Genomic DNA, 17,035 nt, shown 5'->3' on the forward strand with positions numbered 1-17,035 from the left:
CCAGGGTCGATAATCGAACGCTTCCGCAGCCGGCCCTGCCGCCCGCCCGTTCGCCTCGATTGACGGAATTAACCGGCTGGTACATTTTCTCTCCAGTGCCGGGCAGCGCCTGCCCGGCAAGACAACAAGAGAGAAGGCTGTCATGTCCTCCCGCCGCATCCTGGTCCTCAACGGACCCAACCTCAATCTGCTCGGCACCCGCGAGCCCGCCACCTACGGCCACGAGACCCTGGCCGACGTCGCCCGGCTGTGTATCGAGAGCGCCGCCGCCGGAGGTTACGAGGTGGACTTCCGCCAGACCAACCACGAAGGCGAATTGCTCGACTGGATTCACGCGGCCCGCGGCGCCTATGCCGGGGTGGTGATCAATCCCGCCGCCTGGACCCACACCTCGGTGGCCTTGCGCGACGCCCTGGTGGCCAGCGAGCTGCCGGTCTACGAGGTGCACCTGTCCAACGTGCACCGTCGCGAAGCCTTCCGTCATCATTCCTATGTCTCGGGCATCGCCGTCGGCGTCATCTGCGGCCTCGGCAGCCAGGGATATCGCGCCGCCATCGCCGCCCTCATCGCCCACCAGGGAAACTGACTCCATGACCGCACCCAAATCCGTCCTCGCCGGCCTCATCGGCGCCGGCATCCAGGCCTCGCTGACGCCCGCCATGCACGAACGCGAAGGCGACGCCCAGGGCCTCAGATACCTCTATCGGCTGATCGACCTGGACGCCCTCGGCCTCGCTGCCGACGCCCTGCCCGAGCTGCTGCAGGCCGCCCAGCGCACCGGCTTCACCGGTCTCAACATCACCTTTCCCTGCAAGCAGGCGATCATCCCGCTGCTTGACGAGCTCTCGCCCGAGGCGCGCGGCATCGGCGCGGTGAATACCGTGGTGCTGGCCGACGGCCGCACCGTGGGTCACAACACCGATTGCCTGGGCTTCGCCGAAGGCTTTCGCCGTGGCCTGCCGGACGTGGCCAAGCGCCTGGTGGTGCAACTGGGCGCCGGCGGCGCCGGCAGCGCCGTGGCCCACGCCCTGCTCGCCGAGGGCGTCGACCAGCTGTTCATCTTCGACGTCGAGGCCGAGCGTGCCCAGGCGCTGGTGGACAACCTGACCCGCCACTTCGGCCCCGGGCGCGCCGCGGTCGGCACCGACCGGGCCGCCGCGGTCGCCGCCGCCGATGGCCTGGTCAACACCTCGCCAGTGGGCATGGCCAAGCTGCCCGGCATGCCACTGCCGGCCGAACTGCTGCACCCCGGCCTCTGGGTCGCCGAAATAATCTACTTCCCGCTGGAAACCGAACTGCTGCGCCAGGCCCGCGCCCTCGGCTGCCGCACCCTGGATGGCGGCACCATGGCCGTGTTCCAGGCGGTCAAGGCCTTCGAACTCTTCAGCGGCCGCAGCGCCGACGCCGACCGCATGCAGGCCCACTTCGCCGAATTGCGCGGGTAGTCCTCTGCGTTGGGCTTCGCTGCGCTCAACCCAACCTACAGAAGGTGCTCGTAGGTTGGGTTGAGACAGCCCCACCGTCGAAGCCCAACTACCCCACGCCTGACCTACCGCCCATGAAAAAGGGGAGGCCTCGGCCTCCCCTTTTCTCCTGCCCTCGCCTCAGCGCGGCATGTTCGGCTGGCGCCGCGACTTCTTGCGCGGACCGCCCTTGGCGTAGCCGGCGGCCTGGCCTTCCTGGCCCTTGTCCCAGGCCTTGCTGCCATCGCTGGCGCGGGGCGGCAGGCCGGTGTGCTGGGTGAGGATGCGCCCACCGCCGGTACCGGTCTTCTTGCTGCCCACCGGGGTGGAATTCTTGCGCCGCGCGCTCTGGTAGCCGGCGTCGCCCACTGGCTGGGTGGCCGGGATCAACTGGTGCTTGCCCGGCCCGATCAGGTCGGCGCGGCCCATCTCCTTGAGCGCCTCGCGCAGCATCGGCCAGCCCCTGGGATCGTGGTAGCGCAGGAAGGCCTTGTGCAGGCGGCGCTGCTGGTCGCTCTTGACGATGGTCACGCCGTCGCTCTTGTAGGTGACCTTGCGCAGCGGATTCTTGCCCGAGTGGTACATGGCCGTGGCGGTGGCCATCGGCGAGGGATAGAAGGCCTGGACCTGATCCGCGCGGAAGCCGTTGCGCTTGAGCCACAGCGCGAGGTTCATCATGTCCTCGTCGGTGGTGCCCGGGTGCGCCGCGATGAAGTAGGGGATCAGGTACTGCTCCTTGCCCGCCTCCTTGGTGTACTTCTCGAACATCTGCTTGAAGCGGTCATAGCTGCCGATGCCGGGCTTCATCATCTTGTCCAGCGGACCGCGCTCGGTGTGCTCGGGCGCGATCTTCAGGTAGCCACCGACATGGTGGGTGACCAGTTCCTTGACGTACTCGGGCGACTCCACGGCCAGGTCGTATCTCAGTCCCGAGGCGATCAGGATCTTCTTCACCCCCGGTAGCGCCCGCGCCTTGCGGTACAACTCGATCAGCGAGGAGTGATCGGTATTGAGGTTCTCGCAGATACCGGGGAACACGCACGACGGCTTGCGGCAGTGGCGCTCGATCTCCGGGTCCTTGCAGGCGATGCGGTACATGTTGGCGGTCGGCCCGCCAAGGTCCGAGACCACGCCGGTGAAGCCCGGCACCTTGTCGCGCATCTCCTCGATCTCGCGAATGATCGAGTCGTGGGAGCGATTCTGGATGATCCGGCCTTCGTGCTCGGTGATGGAGCAGAAGGTGCAGCCACCAAAGCAGCCGCGCATGATGTTGACCGAGAAACGGATCATTTCGTAGGCCGGGATCTTTTCCTTGCCATAGGCCGGGTGCGGCACGCGCGCATAGGGCATGCCGAACACATAGTCCATTTCCTCGGTGGTCATGGGGATGGGCGGCGGCGTGAACCAGACGTCCACCTCGCCATGCCGCTGCACCAGTGCGCGGGCGTTGCCTGGATTGGTTTCCAGATGCAGCACGCGGTTGGCGTGGGCATAGAGCACCGGGTCGTTGCGCACCTTCTCGAAGGACGGCAGGCGGATCACCGTCTTGTCGCGGGTCATGCGCGGGCTTTCCAGCAGCTGCACCACCTTGGCTTCGTTGGGATCCTCGACCTCACCCTTCGCCTGCTCGATGGCACAGGCCTCGGTGTCCTGCGTATTCACATAGGGATTGATGATCTTGTCGACGCGACCGGGACGATCGATGCGGGTCGAGTCGACCTCGAACCAGCCCGCGGGCGTGTCCCGCCGGATGAAGGCGGTGCCGCGCACATCGGTGATGGCCTCGACGCGCTCGCCACGCGACAGCCGCTGGGCGATCTCGACCACTGCCCGCTCGGCGTTGCCATAGAGCAGGATGTCGGCGGTCGCGTCCATCAGGATCGAGCGCCGGACCTTGTCCTGCCAGTAGTCGTAGTGGGCGATCCGGCGCAGCGAGGCCTCGATGCCACCGAGCACGATCGGCACGTGGCTGTAGGCTTCCTTGCAGCGCTGGCTGTAGACCAGGCTGGCGCGATCCGGACGCTTGCCGGCGACGTTGCCCGGAGTATAGGCATCGTCGGAACGGACCTTCTTGTCCGCGGTATAGCGGTTGATCATCGAGTCCATGTTGCCCGCGGCCACACCGAAGAACAGATTCGGCTCGCCGAGCTTCATGAAGTCGTCCTTCGAATGCCAGTCCGGCTGGGCGATGATGCCCACGCGGAAGCCCTGGGCCTCCAGCAGCCGGCCGATGATGGCCATGCCAAAGGACGGGTGATCGACGTAGGCGTCCCCGGTGACGATGATGATGTCGCAGCTGTCCCAGCCGAGTTGCTCCATCTCCGCCCGACTCATGGGCAGGAAGGGTGCAGGACCAAAGCACTCGGCCCAGTATTTCGGATAGTCGAACAGCGGCGTGGCGGCTTGCATGGCAGCTTCCGGGATAGGGGTGTTTTCAGGAGGGCGCGAAGAATAGCACAAAAAATGACCAGTTCAGCCCCCGGACATCGATTGCCTTTGGCTATCGACGGTGGCTCTGGACTCGCCCTCCCCCCAACCCTCTCCTTGGGGGAGAGAGGGCAAAAGCACCTCGCGCACCTGCTCGTTCCCCGCTCTAGGGGAAGAGGGCCGTCAGGGAGACTCCGGTGCCCCCTGCCACGCTACGCGCTTCCCCCCTCTCCCCCCGGACCAGGCCCCTGGCGACAGGAGTGCTACCATAGCCGCCCGCTCCCCTCCCCACCGAGACACCCCCGTCCATGTCCCAGCCCCAACCCGCCGCCGGCCAGTTGCAGCGCGGCCTGAAGAATCGTCATATCCAGCTGATCGCCCTCGGCGGAGCCATCGGTACCGGTCTGTTCCTCGGCTCGGCCGGGGTGCTCAAGTCGGCGGGTCCGGCGATGATCCTCGGCTACGCCATCGCCGGCTTCATCGCCTTCCTGATCATGCGCCAGCTCGGCGAGATGATCGTCGAGGAGCCCGTGGCCGGCTCCTTCAGCCACTTCGCCAGTCGCTACTGGGGCCGTTTCCCGGGCTTTCTCTCCGGCTGGAACTACTGGGTGCTCTATGTGCTGGTGGGCATGTCGGAGCTCACCGCGGTGGGCAAGTACGTGCAGTACTGGTGGCCCGAGGTGCCGACCTGGGCCAGCGCCCTGGTGTTCTTCGTGCTGGTCAACGCCATCAACCTGTTCAACGTGAAGGCCTTCGGCGAGACCGAGTTCTGGTTCGCGCTGATCAAGGTGGTGGCCATCCTCGGCATGATGGCCTTCGGGCTCTGGCTGCTGGTCAGCGGCAGCGGCGGTCCCGAGGCCTCGGTGAGCAATCTCTGGAACCATGGCGGCTTCCTGCCCAACGGCTGGAGCGGCCTGTTCGCGGTGCTGGCGATCATCATGTTTTCCTTTGGCGGCCTGGAGCTGGTGGGCATCACCGCCGCCGAAGCCGACCAGCCGCGCACCGTGATCCCCAAGGCCATCAACCAGGTGGTCTGGCGCATCCTGATCTTCTATGTCGGCGCCCTGACCATCCTGCTGTCGCTGCATCCCTGGGACGAACTGGTACGCAGCATCGGCGCCGGCGGCGACGACTACGCCGGCAGCCCCTTCGTGCAGACCTTCGCCCTGCTCGGCAGCGACACCGCCGCCCATCTGCTCAACTTCGTGGTGCTGACCGCGGCGCTGTCGGTCTACAACAGTGGTGTCTACTGCACCAGCCGCATGCTCTATGGCCTGGCCGAACAGGGCGATGCCCCGCGCGCCCTGCTGCGCACCAATCGCCAGGGCGTGCCCCTGCTGGGCATCGCCGTGTCCTCGGCAGTGACCCTGCTCTGCGTGGTGGTCAACTACCTGCTGCCGCAGAATGCCCTGGAGCTGCTGATGTCGCTGGTGGTGGCCTCGCTGGTGATCGCCTGGGCGCTGATCAGCCTGACCCACCTGAAATTCCGCGCCGCCCAGCGCCAGGCCGGGCGCACCTCGCACTTCCCGGCGTTCTGGTCGCCCTTCGTCAACTGGCTGTGCCTGGCCTTCGTCGGCATGATCCTGGTGCTGATGCTGCGCATCCCCGGCATCGCCGTCTCGGTCTACGCCATCCCGGTCTGGCTGGCCTTCCTGTTCCTCTGCTACAAGCTGCGCCGCGGCTGATCGCCTTCGCACCCGCAGGTTGGGCCGAGCAGAGCGAAGCCCAACACCTGCATCAGGTAGCGCTGGTTGGGCCCTGACGAGGGAACCGTCTCAGCCCAACCTACCCAACTACTCGAACGGCACCCAGGGTCGCTGCGGCTTCATGATGATGCAGCCGTCCTCGCCCACCGCCCAGATGTCGTAGAAGCGGTTGTCCACCAGGCGCGTGGCGGCGCCTGGCACGGCCACCCGCTGGCTGCAGCTGTCGCTGTCGGCATCGTCGATCACCCCCAGGTCCAGCAGCCGCTCGGCGATCATGAAGTTGCCCGGCGACAGGCCGAGGATGAAGGGCAGCACCGGCACCTGCTCGAAGGTCTTCTGCGCCAGCGGCAGCCAGGCCACCTCCAGCGGACCGCCGGTCCAGAGCAGGCGCTTGAGCGGCCGCAGCTCCGGGCGACTGCTGAGGTCGTGGTGCAGCTCCTGGACGAAACCGCGCTCGAAGGTCTTTTGCGCCGAGAGCACCTGGCCATAGGCATAGGCCAGCGACAGCATCCACAGCACCGGCAGCACCAGCAGCCAGGTCAGCCGTGGCTGGAATCGCTCCAGCAGATCATGGGCCAGCAGCAGCGCCAGGGTCAGGACGACCGCCAGCCCCATCAGGGTGCGGGCTTCGAGGATGAAATCGCTGAACAGCAGGGTGATGCCGGCCACGCAGGCGGCCAGCACCGGCAGGGCCGCAGCGTACAGCAGCAGGGGCAGCAGCGCCCGCCGACCATAGGCGCGGGCATAGGTCAGGGCCCCCAGGCCGTAACCGATCGCGGCCAGCCCGCCGAACAGCCACCACAGCCAGAGATTGCCCGGGGTGATCAGCAGGCCGACGCTGTGCAGCACCTCGCCCAGCCGATGCCCGAGCTCCGGCAGCACCTGGCCACCCACGCCGGCGTGCCGCGTGGTCGCCATCAGCTGGTAGGCCGTCAGGTAATAGAGCACGCCACCCAGCAGCAGCTGCAGGCCCTGGCGCAGCACCAGCCGCAAGGCCTGCTCGGGCGCCTCGCGGCGCTGCACGGCGCGGATCAGCTCCAGGCAGCAGAGGCCGACGAAGACATTGAGCGCCACCTGGTAGAAGGCGATGGCCGCCGCCAGCAGCGCCGCCGGTACCAGCAGCGCCAGCGCGGTATGGCGACTGCGATAGATCACCGCATAGATCACCGCCACCAGGCTCAGGGCCATGGTCGGGCCGTCGTACTGGTAGGTCAGGTTGCCCAGCCAGAACGGCGAGAACCATAGCGGCAGCAGGGCCAGGCACTGGGTCGGCCGCGGCGCGCCGAAACAGTGGCGGGCCAGGTCGGTCAGGGCCCAGGCGGCTGCGGCGCAGGCGATCAGCAGGGGCAGGGGGAAGAGATTGAGGGTGCTGCCGCTGAAGGTCAGCAGCCGGTAGAAGACCTCGGTGAGCACCCGCCCCTGCTGCCGCCACTCCGGGCCGTTCTCCAGCTGGATGCGCCAGTTGTCATCGACATAGGGGAAGTCGACCAGGATGAAGGGCAGCACGAACAGCAGCAGCGCGGAAAAGAACAGCGCCCGGGTCTGCAGCGGGGTGAGCGTCTGGGGCATGGCGGCGGATCCGAATCCGGCTTCGACGAGAGACGCAGCCGCCGCCACCCGAAGCGATAGCGGCGCCGGCTGCGTGGGGGGTCAGTCCTGCAGGGCCAGCTGGCAGATCCGCTCGCAGAGTTCGTCGAAGTCGATGCCCATGGCCGCTGCCGATTGCGGCAGCAGGCTGGTGGCGGTCATCCCCGGCAGGGTGTTGACCTCCAGGCACCAGAGCCGCCCTTCTGCGTCCAGACGGAAGTCGGCACGGCTGTAGCCGTCGAGCTTGAGCGCCCGATGCGCAGCCAGGGCCAGGCGGCGGGCTTCCTCGGCGATCTCGGGCGAGACCTCGGCCGGAAACACCTCCACCGCGCCCTTGGGCTGGTATTTGCTGGTGTAGTCGAACACCCCGCTCTGGCCGAGGACGATCTCGCCCACCGCCAGCGGCTGGTCGCCCAGCACGCCCACGGTCAGCTCGCGCCCGGCGACGAAGCGCTCGATCATCACCTCGCGGTCATAGCGCAGCGCCAGCTCGATGGCCGGTTGCAGGTCTTCGGCGCGACTGACCTTGCTCAGGCCTACGGTGGAGCCCTGCTGGCTGGGTTTGACGATCACCGGATAACCCAGGGTCGCGGCCACGGTCGCGGCATCTGCCGGCGCCATCAGCCAGTCGGCGGTGGGTACGCCAGCGGCGCGGAACAGCCGCTTGCTGAGGTCCTTGTCCATGGCCACGGCGCTGCCGACCCGGCCACTGCCGGTGTAGCGCAACTCGGCCAGGTCGAGCAGGGTCTGCAGGGTGCCGTTCTCGCCGGTGCCGCCGTGCAGGGCGAGGAACAGCAGATCCTGGTCGCCCAACTGGGCGCGACTGAGCAGCGCGCCGGCATCCTGGCCACGCATCCGCACCAGGGCGGTCCGCTCCGGCGGCTCGAGGCCGACCCGGGCTTCCAGCAGCGCGCGCTCGGCATCCTCGTCGAGCAGGCCCAGGGCGGTATCCACGGTCACCACCTGGTGCCCGCGCCGGCGCAGGGCCGCCACCACCTGGGCACCGCTGGCGATGGACACGTCGCGCTCTTCGCTGGTGCCGCCGAGCAGGACCGCGATCTTCAGCTTGTCCTTGACCATCATTCGTCCTCGAAAACGTAGCTGCCGGGCGCGAGATTCTCGAACCGGGTGTATTTGCCGATGAAGGCCAGCCGCGTGGTGCCGATCGGACCGTTCCGCTGCTTGCCGATGATGATTTCCGCCACGCCCTTGTATTCGGTCTCCGGGTGATACACCTCGTCCCGGTAGACGAACATGATGACGTCGGCGTCCTGCTCGATGGCCCCCGATTCCCGCAGGTCGGAGTTCACCGGGCGTTTGTTCGGCCGCTGCTCCAGCGAGCGGTTGAGCTGGGAGAGTGCCACCACCGGGCAGTTGAATTCCTTGGCCAGGCCCTTGAGCGAGCGCGAGATCTCGGAAATCTCGGCGGTCCGGTTCTCGCCGCTGCTGCCGCCGATCTGCATCAGCTGCAGATAGTCCACCATGATCAGCGCCAGGTCGCCGTGCTCGCGCACCAGGCGCCGGGTACGGGCGCGCATTTCCGAAGGACTGATGCCGGCGGTATCGTCGATGAACAGCTTGCGGTCGTTGAGCAGATTGACTGCCGAGGTCAGCCGCGGCCAGTCGTCGTCGTCGAGCTTGCCGGAACGCACCTTGGTCTGGTCGATGCGACCGAGGGACGAGAGCATCCGCAGCACGATGGAGTCGGCGGGCATCTCCAGGGAGAACACCAGGACCGCCTTGTCGGTGCGCAGCACCGCGTTCTCCACCAGGTTCATGGCGAAGGTGGTCTTGCCCATGGACGGGCGACCGGCAACGATGATCAGGTCCGCCGGCTGCAGGCCGCTGGTCTTTTCGTCCAGATCGGCAAAACCGGTGGAGACCCCGGTGATGGCTTCGCTGGAGTTGAACAGGGTATCGATGCGGTCGATGGCCTTGGTCAGGATGTCGTTGACCCCGATCGGCCCTCCGGATTTCGGGCGGGCCTCGGCGATCTCGAAGATCTTGCGCTCGGCTTCGTCGAGCAGCTCGTTGGCCCCGCGGCCTTCCGGGTTGTAGGCACTGTCGGCGATGGCGGCGCTGATGCCGATCAACTGCCGCAGGGTGGCCCGCTCGCGCACGATCTGCGCATAGGCCTTGATATTGGCCACCGAGGGAGTGTTCCTGGCCAGCTCGGCCAGATAGGCCAGACCGCCCACCTGGGGTAGCTGGCCTTCGTTGTCCAGCTGTTCGGACAGGGTCACCACGTCGAACGGCTGGTTGCGCTCGGCCAGACGGGCCACGGCGCGGAAGATGAGTCTGTGGTCGTGGCGATAGAAGTCGCCATCGGACACCTGATCGAGCACGCGCTCCCAGGCATTGTTGTCCAGCATCAGACCACCCAGCACGGCCTGTTCGGCCTCGATGGAGTGCGGCGGGACCTTGAGGGCAGCGGTCTGCAGATCGTACTGCTCGGGCAGGGAAATCTCGTTCATGCGCAGGTCTTGGGCCCCCATTGCGGGCGGCGAAATGATTTTTCGGACGGCAGAAAAGACAAAGGGCACGTCACTGCCTTGGCAATGACGTGCCCGATTGTCGACAGACCGGCGCCGGGGCGCAAGTCCGCCAGTCAGGCGACGGCGCGCTTATTCAGCGACGACGACGATCTTGACGGTAGCTTCGACGTCGGTGTGCAGGTGCACTTCGACATCGTATTCGCCGACGCTACGCAGCGCGCCGTTGGGCAGGCGAACTTCGCTCTTGTCCAGCTCGACGCCAGCGGCGCTGACGGCTTCGGCGATGTCGCGGGTGCCGATGGAACCGAACAGCTTGCCTTCGTCGCCGGAGTTGGCAGCGATGGTTACGGTCAGGTCAGCCAGCTTGGCGGCACGGGCATCAGCCTCGGCCTTCTTCCCGGCAGCTTGCTTCTCGAGCTCGGCGCGACGAGCTTCGAAAGCCTCGACGTTGGCAGCGGTGGCTGCGGTGGCCTTGCCCTGCGGCAGCAGGAAGTTACGGGCGTAGCCGCCCTTGACGTTCACTTTGTCGCCCAGGTTGCCCAGGTTGGCGATCTTTTCCAGCAGGATGACATCCATTGAGTCTTTCCTCTTAACTTTTAACCTTCACCGTCCGCGGGGCCCTGCGGCTCTTGCGCAGACCGCCCACGGAAATCGAACACGCTATCGATCACAGCCAGAATCACCAACAACGGATAGATCAGCTGCCCGAACAGCAGCAGCGTCACGTACAGCCCCACCAGCCAGAATCCCGCCAGGCGCTTGGCCGCCACCAGCCCGTGCAGCAGGGCGATGCCGGCGAAGGCCAGCGGCACGCTGCACAGCGGGGTCAGCAGGCCAAGCCCGCTGCCCAGGTTCGGCGCCAGCACCAGCAGGGCCAGAAGGCCGAGCGCGATGGCTGGACGCAGACGCAGGACGCGAAATTCGCGACCAAACCCCTGGGGGTTGTACAGCGCCGCCTGCCAGTAGCGCCCGAGCATCAGGCACAGCAGGCAGGTGATCTGGAAGAACGCCGCCATCAGGCCGGTCAGCACGGGCAGCAGCAACTGCTGCAACTGCGCCTGCTTTTCCGGCGGCAACTGCGCCGCACTCGGGCCCAACACCTGGGGCAGCAGCCGGCGGATTTCCTCCGCCAGCTGCGCGATGCCCTCGGCATAGACCTGCCCCAGCACCAGGGCGAAAACCAACCCCAGCGGGACACTGGCCAACAACACCCGTGTCCAGGACAGGCTCTGGCGCAAAATGGCCGCCAGCAGCGTCGAACCCAGCAACACCAGCACGATGCTGGCATCCCCCAGATACAGCCAGAACAGCGCCGGCAGCAGGGCCCAGACCAGCACCCCGGCCGCCGCGGCAGGTCCCCGGCGCAACAGCACCAGGCTGCCACCGGCAGCGGTCATCCAGTACAGCAGCGGCACGACTGCACCCAGCACCACCACGAGGGTGGCTTGAGTACGGCCGCGCATGATGAACTCAGCCAGAGGCCGCATGCCGTGTTTATCCGTTATTCGTGATCAGGCGTCGATCAACGACCGTGGCTGTCGGTGTAGGGCAGCAGGGCCAGGTAACGGGCACGCTTGATGGCGGCGCCCAGCTGACGCTGGTACTTGGCCTTGGTGCCAGTGATACGGCTCGGGACGATCTTGCCGGTTTCGGAGACGTAGGCCTTCAGGGTGTTGAGATCCTTGTAGTCGATCTCTTTCACGCCTTCGGCGGTGAAACGGCAGAACTTACGACGACGGAAGAAACGTGCCATGACAATGATTCCTCGCTAGATCCAGATTACTCGGCGCTGTCGGCGTCGTCGGAGTTGCCTTCGGCGGACTCGGACTCGGACTCGGCAGGACGCTCGCGACGCTCGCGACGCTCGTTGCGGTTTTCTTCGGCCTTGAGCATCTCGGATTGACCGGTGACGGCCTCGTCACGGCGCAGGATCATGTTGCGGATCACGGCGTCGTTGTAGCGGAAGTTGTCTTCCAGCTCGGCCAGGGCCTTGGCGCTGCACTCGATGTTCATGAGTACATAGTGAGCCTTGTGAACGTTGTCGATGGCGTAAGCCAGCTGACGACGGCCCCAGTCTTCCAGGCGATGGACTTTGCCACCGTCTTCTTCGATAGCCTTGGTGTAGCGCTCGACCATGCCGCCCACCTGTTCGCTCTGGTCCGGATGAACCAGGAACACGACTTCGTAATGACGCATTTAATGCTCCTTACGGGTTGCAGCCTGCCGCGGAAACGCGGTCAGACAAGGAGTGAATAGTTCGGATGACTTGCCCTGCGGAATGCGGACGCACTCCGGGCAAGGGGCAACATTCTAGAGAAGGGCGCCGGAGGGCGCAACCGCAGGCATGTCCGACGCGACCGCCGGACAACCTCAGGCACTCAGCGTTGCACGTCGGCCAGGGCCTGGCGGATCTTGTTCAGGTCATAGGGCTTGATCAGCACCCCGACCCGCGCCTCCATGCCCGGCTCGCGCTCGAAGGCATAACCCGAGGCGACGACGACGCGCAGCGTCGGATCCATCGCCAGGGCGCGCCGGGTCAGTTCGATGCCGGACATGCCGCCCAGCCCGATATCGGTGAACAGCACATCGTGTTCGCGCTGCGGCAGCAACTCCAGGGCAGCCTCTGCCGAGGCGACCGCCGTGACCTGATGGTCCAGCTCCTCGATGACTTCGGTGGTCAGCATGCGCAGCGTGGCATCGTCTTCGACGAGCAGCACTCGCAAGCCTACCGGCTCTTGGATCTCCTGACTCACGCGGGCATCCTCTTGTTGACAGGCCTCGCGCCGGGCTTTCCCGGGGCGAGGCCGGTATTCTGCGCACTGCAGCGCGATTCGTATAGTGCGATACGCACTGCGTCGGTACCCAGACGTTTCCTGGCGTGGACTACCCGGGCGCAGAGGTGCGTCTTTGACGCACGGCCTCGAACAGGCAGACCCCGGTCGCCACCGAGACGTTGAGACTGCTGACGCTGCCAGCCATGGGCAGACGGGCCAGATGATCGCAATGCTCGCGGGTCAGACGGCGCATGCCCTTGCCCTCGGCGCCCATGACCACCACGGTCGGCCCACTCATGTCGACGTCGTAGATCTCCTGAGTCGCCTCACCGGCGGTACCGACGATCCACAGGCCACGCTTCTGCAGCTTTTCCAGGGTGCGCGCCAGGTTGGTGACAGCCACCAGCGGCAACACCTCGGCAGCACCACAGGCCACCTTGCGCACCACGGCGGTCAGGGTAGCCGACTTGTCCTTGGGCACGATGACCGCAAGGGCCCCGGCGGCATCGGCGCTACGCAGGCAGGCACCGAGGTTGTGCGGATCGGTCACGCCATCGAGTACCAGCAGCAGCGGCGGCCCTTCGGCCCGGTCGAGCAACTCCTCGAGCATGGCCTCGCCCCAGACCTGACTCGGACTGACCTGGGCCACCACGCCCTGGTGCACACCCTCGGCCAGCTCATCGAGCAAGGCCCGCGGCTTGCTTTCCACCGCCAGACGCTGACCGGCGGCCAGCTCCAGCAGGGTATCGACCCGCGGCTCACGCCGCCCTTCGGCGATCCACAGCTGCTTCACCCGCCGCGGATGGAAGCGCAACAGCGCTTCCACGGCGTGGATACCGTAGACGGTCTCCAGCTGGCTCATGCGTCATCCTTGGGGCGCGACTGACCCTTGCGATGAGGCTTCTTCGCCTTGGTCTTGGTCTTGCCTTTGGCTGCAGCCTTGGCCTGGCCTTCGGCCTTGGACTTGCCTGCCGATTTCTTCTTGGCACTTGCAGCCTTGGCCTTCTTGACCTTGGCATCCACCGCCGCAGCCCCTTCGGCAGCCGCCCCTTTATCCTGACGTGCGGGTGCGGTACGACTCTTGGCCGTGTCGCTGGCCTTGCCCTTGTCGCTATTACCTTTGGCCTTGGCCTTGGCCTTGGCCTTGCCTTGGGCTTTGGGCTTGCCGCCCTCGACCTTGGCTTCGGCCAGCAGCGCCTGCTTCACCGCACGACTACGTCTGACGTCGGTATTACCGAGCAATGGGTCGTCCTGCTTCGGCGCTTCTGGCGAAGTCACCTCAACCGAGGCTGGCATAGACGCCTCGGCGTCCTGCTTTCGCCCCGCAGCGGCCGCGCGCCGACGGGCGCTGCGCGAGCGCCGCGGTTCGGACTCCGACTCTGGCGAAACGCTTGCAGGTGTTGCCTCGACCGCCGCGGCGACACCCTGCTCCTGCGCCGGCGCACCACGACGACGACCGTTACGCGAAGAATTGGGTTGCTGCTCAGACTTCGCCGAAACGGTCTCGACCGCAGCCTCGGCAACCGGGACGACGCTCGATTCCTGCGCCGGCGCGCCGCGACGACGGCCGCTACGCGAAGAACTGGACTGCTGCTCAGACTTCGTCGAAACGGGCTCGACCGCAGCCTCGGCAACCGGGACGACGCTAGATTCCTGCGCCGGCGCGCCGCGACGACGGCCGCTACGCGAGCGGCGAGACCCTCGCTCTGGCGCCGGGGAGACAGGCTCGCCCGAGGCTTCGGCAGCCGGAGCAGCGCTTGGCTCCTGCGCTGGCGCTGGCGCACCGCGGCGACGGTTGTCGCGCTTGTTGCGCGGCTCGCGCTCTTCCCGCACGCGTGGCGCCCCGGCACTGGCCGGCAGTACGAAGTCGATCTTGCGCTCGTCCAGATCGACGCGCGCCACCACCACTTCGAGGGGATCGCCCAGGCGGTAGCTGCGACCACTGCGCTCACCGGAGAGGCGATGGTGGACGCTGTCGAAGTGGTAGTAGTCGTCGGGCAGCGCGGTGACATGCACCAGCCCCTCGACGAACACCTCGGACAATTCGACGAACAGGCCGAAGCCGGTCACCGCGATGATGACGCCGGCAAAGGTCTCGCCGACGCGATCCTTCATGAACTCGCACTTGAGCCAGTTGGAAACGTCCCGCGTGGCTTCGTCGGCACGGCGCTCGGTCATGGAGCACTGCTCGCCGAGCTGATCCAGGCGCAATTCGTCATAGGGATAGATGCGCGCCTTGGCCATGCTCGTCGCGCCTGCGCGCTTGACGTGCTTGGTCTCCAGCTTGGAGCGGATGACGCTGCGGATCGCCCGATGCACCAGCAGATCCGGATAGCGCCGGATCGGCGAGGTGAAATGGGTATAGGCCTCGTAGTTGAGACCGAAGTGACCATTGTTGTCCGGGCTGTAGACCGCCTGGCTCAGCGACCTGAGCATCACCGTCTGGATCAGCCGGAAGTCCGGCCGCTCGCGGATCTGCTGCAGCAGCGCCTGGTAGTCCGAGGGCACCGGATTGGCCTTGCCCTTGGTCAGCGACAGGCCCATCTCACCGAGGAACTGCCGCAGATTGGTCTGCTTTTCCAGGGGTGGCGCGTCGTGTACCCGGTACAGGGCCGGCACCTTGTGCTTCTCGAGGAACTTGGCAGTGGCCACGTTGGCGCACAGCATGCATTCCTCGATCAGCTTGTGGGCATCGTTGCGCTGGGTCGGGCGGATCTCGGAGATCTTGCGATCGGCGCCAAAGACGATGCGGGTGTCCTGGGTGTCGAAATCGATGGCCCCGCGGACATGACGGGCAGCCAGCAGCACCCTGTACAGACTGTAGAGCTGCTCCAGGTGCGGCACTACCTCGCCGAGCTGCTTGCGCAACTGCTTGCCTTCGGCCGACTTGGGCTGCTCCAGCACCGTGGAGACCTTGTTGTAGGTCAGGCGCGCGTGGGAGTGGATGACCGCTTCGTAGAACTGGTAGCCGGTCATGCGCCCGGACGCGGCGATGGTCATCTCGCAGACCATGGCCAGGCGATCCACCTGGGGATTGAGCGAGCAGAGCCCATTGGACAGGGCCTCGGGCAGCATGGGAATCACGCGCTCGGGGAAATACACCGAGTTGCCGCGCTTCTCCGCCTCGGCGTCCAGCGCCGAGCCGACCTTGACGTAGTGGGAGACGTCGGCGATGGCGACGTAGAGCCGCCAGCCGCCGGACTTCTTGGCCTCGGCATAGACGGCATCGTCGAAGTCACGGGCGTCTTCGCCATCGATGGTCACGAAGGGCAACTGGCGCAGATCGATGCGCTTCTGCTTGTCCTTCTCTTCCACCTCGGGCTTGAGCTTGGCGGCTTCCTTCTCGACGGCCTTGGGCCATTCGTTGGGGATGTCGTAGCTGCGCAGCGCCACCTCGATCTCCATGCCCGGCGCCATGTAGTCGCCGAGAATCTCGACCACTTCGCCCTGGGCCTGGCGGAAGGTGGTGGGCCATTCGTCGATGCGCACCTGCACGAACTGGCCGTGAGCAGCGCCGCCGTGCTTGCCTTCGGGCACCAGCACCTGCTGGCCGATCTTGGGATTGTCCGGCACCACGTAGGCCAGGCCGCTCTCCTGGAAGAAACGACCGACCAGGGATTCATGTGCCCGGGTGACCACCTCGACCAGACCGCCTTCGCGACGACCGCGCCGATCGTGACCGGCGACCCGCGCCAGGGCGATGTCGCCGTCAAACACCAGGCGCATCTGCGCCGGGCTGAGGAAGAGGTCGTCGCTGCCGTCGTCGGGGATCAGGAAGCCGAAGCCATCGCGATGGCCGGCGATGCGTCCGCGCACCAGATCCAGCTTGTCGATGGGGGCATAGGCGCCGCGGCGGGTATAGATCACCTGACCATCGCGCTCCATGGCGCGCATGCGCCGCCGCAGGGCTTCGAGCTGGTCCTCGGTGACGAGACCGAATTCTTCGGCCAACTGGGGCCGTGTGGCCGGGGCGCCGCGATCGGCGAGATGAGCCAGAATGAGTTCGCGACTCGGAATGGGGTTATCGTACTTTTCCGCTTCCCGGGCGGCCTCGGGATCGAGGGATTGCCAATCGGCCATCAGTCTGGGGTTACCTTCTAAGTCTGGGTTCGGTAGGAACTGCCATAACGCCTATTGAAACGTGAAAACCGCGCAATAGTTAGCCTGGCATGCTCAATAAAAATATTTTTCACAGCAGGGGTTTACAAGCAAACGCCCCCTAAGTAAAGTGCCGCCCCACGACGCCGTGAGCAATCGCGACGTCGGAGATGAGCAATCATCGCCTTGAGTGCCCAGGTGGCGGAATTGGTAGACGCACTAGGTTCAGGTCCTAGCGGTGGCAACACCGTGGAAGTTCGAGTCTTCTCCTGGGCACCACTCATTATAGTCGATCGATTTGCAGATCGGTCGACGAAAAGCCGGCGCTAGCCGGTTTTTTAATCCTGAAACCCGCAAGGGCGACGGGAAGCGATCAGAAGTCGCGCTGCAGGCCCAGGTGGCGGAATTGGTAGACGCACTAGGTTCAGGTCCTAGCGGTGGCAACACCGTGGAAGTTCGAGTCTTCTCCTGGGCACCAATACCAA

At 66.0% G+C, this 17,035-nt stretch carries 14 protein-coding genes and 2 tRNA genes; 5 read left to right on the plus strand and 11 right to left on the minus strand.

All coding sequences use genetic code 11. The features are described from left to right. Window positions 1-142: 142 nt before the first annotated feature. Complete coding sequence (gene aroQ, locus QMX82_RS13955; protein WP_208692954.1) at window positions 143-586, plus strand: type II 3-dehydroquinate dehydratase; 444 nt, start codon at window positions 143-145, stop codon at window positions 584-586. A 4-nt stretch (window positions 587-590) separates the two neighbouring features. Continuing rightward, window positions 591-1,445, plus strand: a complete 855-nt coding sequence (locus QMX82_RS13960) for a shikimate dehydrogenase (protein WP_133862307.1) — start codon at window positions 591-593, stop codon at window positions 1,443-1,445. Between the two features lie 159 nt (window positions 1,446-1,604). Here the strand turns inward: QMX82_RS13960 and QMX82_RS13965 are convergent, their stop codons facing one another. Continuing rightward, window positions 1,605-3,872: a YgiQ family radical SAM protein gene (locus tag QMX82_RS13965; protein ID WP_133862309.1), complete on the minus strand. Its 2,268-nt coding sequence runs from the start codon at window positions 3,870-3,872 to the stop codon at window positions 1,605-1,607. A 326-nt stretch (window positions 3,873-4,198) separates the two neighbouring features. Here QMX82_RS13965 and QMX82_RS13970 point away from each other — a divergent pair, with 326 nt between their 5' ends. Further along, the gene (locus tag QMX82_RS13970) at window positions 4,199-5,575 is read left to right on the plus strand and encodes an amino acid permease (protein WP_133862310.1); all 1,377 of its coding nucleotides are present in this window, start codon (window positions 4,199-4,201) and stop codon (window positions 5,573-5,575) included. Between the two features lie 108 nt (window positions 5,576-5,683). On the opposite strand, the gene QMX82_RS13975 is transcribed toward QMX82_RS13970, so the two are convergent. From QMX82_RS13975 to rnr, 10 genes are all read right to left on the minus strand, one after another. Next, entirely contained in the window at window positions 5,684-7,165 is a 1,482-nt protein-coding gene (locus QMX82_RS13975) for a glucosyltransferase domain-containing protein (protein ID WP_208692958.1), read from the minus strand. A gap of 81 nt (window positions 7,166-7,246) precedes the next feature. Then, complete coding sequence (locus QMX82_RS13980) at window positions 7,247-8,263, minus strand: D-alanine--D-alanine ligase (RefSeq protein ID WP_208692960.1); 1,017 nt, start codon at window positions 8,261-8,263, stop codon at window positions 7,247-7,249. Then, window positions 8,263-9,657 (minus strand): replicative DNA helicase, encoded by a 1,395-nt coding sequence (gene dnaB / locus QMX82_RS13985; protein WP_133862313.1) that lies wholly within the window; start codon window positions 9,655-9,657, stop codon window positions 8,263-8,265. Before dnaB ends, QMX82_RS13980 begins: the two co-directional genes overlap by 1 nt. 150 nt (window positions 9,658-9,807) lie before the next feature. After that, window positions 9,808-10,254, minus strand: a complete 447-nt coding sequence (gene rplI / locus QMX82_RS13990) for a 50S ribosomal protein L9 (RefSeq protein ID WP_133862314.1) — start codon at window positions 10,252-10,254, stop codon at window positions 9,808-9,810. Between the two features lie 20 nt (window positions 10,255-10,274). Continuing rightward, complete coding sequence (locus tag QMX82_RS13995; RefSeq protein WP_133862315.1) at window positions 10,275-11,165, minus strand: hypothetical protein; 891 nt, start codon at window positions 11,163-11,165, stop codon at window positions 10,275-10,277. A gap of 35 nt (window positions 11,166-11,200) precedes the next feature. Further along, window positions 11,201-11,431, minus strand: coding sequence for a 30S ribosomal protein S18 (gene rpsR, locus QMX82_RS14000; RefSeq protein WP_059316384.1), 231 nt, complete (start codon window positions 11,429-11,431; stop codon window positions 11,201-11,203). Window positions 11,432-11,457: 26 nt separating this feature from the next. Next, a complete protein-coding gene (rpsF, locus tag QMX82_RS14005; protein WP_007161146.1) occupies window positions 11,458-11,874 on the minus strand; it encodes a 30S ribosomal protein S6 in 417 nt (138 codons plus the stop codon). Window positions 11,875-12,056: 182 nt separating this feature from the next. Continuing rightward, window positions 12,057-12,431, minus strand: a complete 375-nt coding sequence (locus QMX82_RS14010) for a response regulator (RefSeq protein ID WP_208692962.1) — start codon at window positions 12,429-12,431, stop codon at window positions 12,057-12,059. Window positions 12,432-12,561: 130 nt separating this feature from the next. After that, window positions 12,562-13,314: a 23S rRNA (guanosine(2251)-2'-O)-methyltransferase RlmB gene (gene rlmB / locus QMX82_RS14015; protein WP_208692963.1), complete on the minus strand. Its 753-nt coding sequence runs from the start codon at window positions 13,312-13,314 to the stop codon at window positions 12,562-12,564. Next, complete coding sequence (rnr, locus tag QMX82_RS14020; RefSeq protein WP_442969390.1) at window positions 13,311-16,532, minus strand: ribonuclease R; 3,222 nt, start codon at window positions 16,530-16,532, stop codon at window positions 13,311-13,313. The genes rlmB and rnr overlap by 4 nt, the downstream gene beginning before the upstream one ends. A 210-nt stretch (window positions 16,533-16,742) precedes the next feature. On the opposite strand from rnr, the gene QMX82_RS14025 reads away from it, so the two are divergent. Together QMX82_RS14025 and QMX82_RS14030 are read left to right on the plus strand one after the other, a co-directional pair. Continuing rightward, window positions 16,743-16,829 (plus strand) — tRNA-Leu (locus QMX82_RS14025). Between the two features lie 112 nt (window positions 16,830-16,941). Beyond that, window positions 16,942-17,028, plus strand: a tRNA-Leu gene (locus tag QMX82_RS14030). The last annotated feature ends 7 nt before the right edge of the window (window positions 17,029-17,035 follow it).

Origin of the sequence: Pseudomonas sp. PS02302 (assembly GCF_029959585.1) — a bacterium.
Taxonomy (GTDB): Bacteria; Pseudomonadota; Gammaproteobacteria; order Pseudomonadales; family Pseudomonadaceae; genus Chryseomonas; species Chryseomonas aestiva.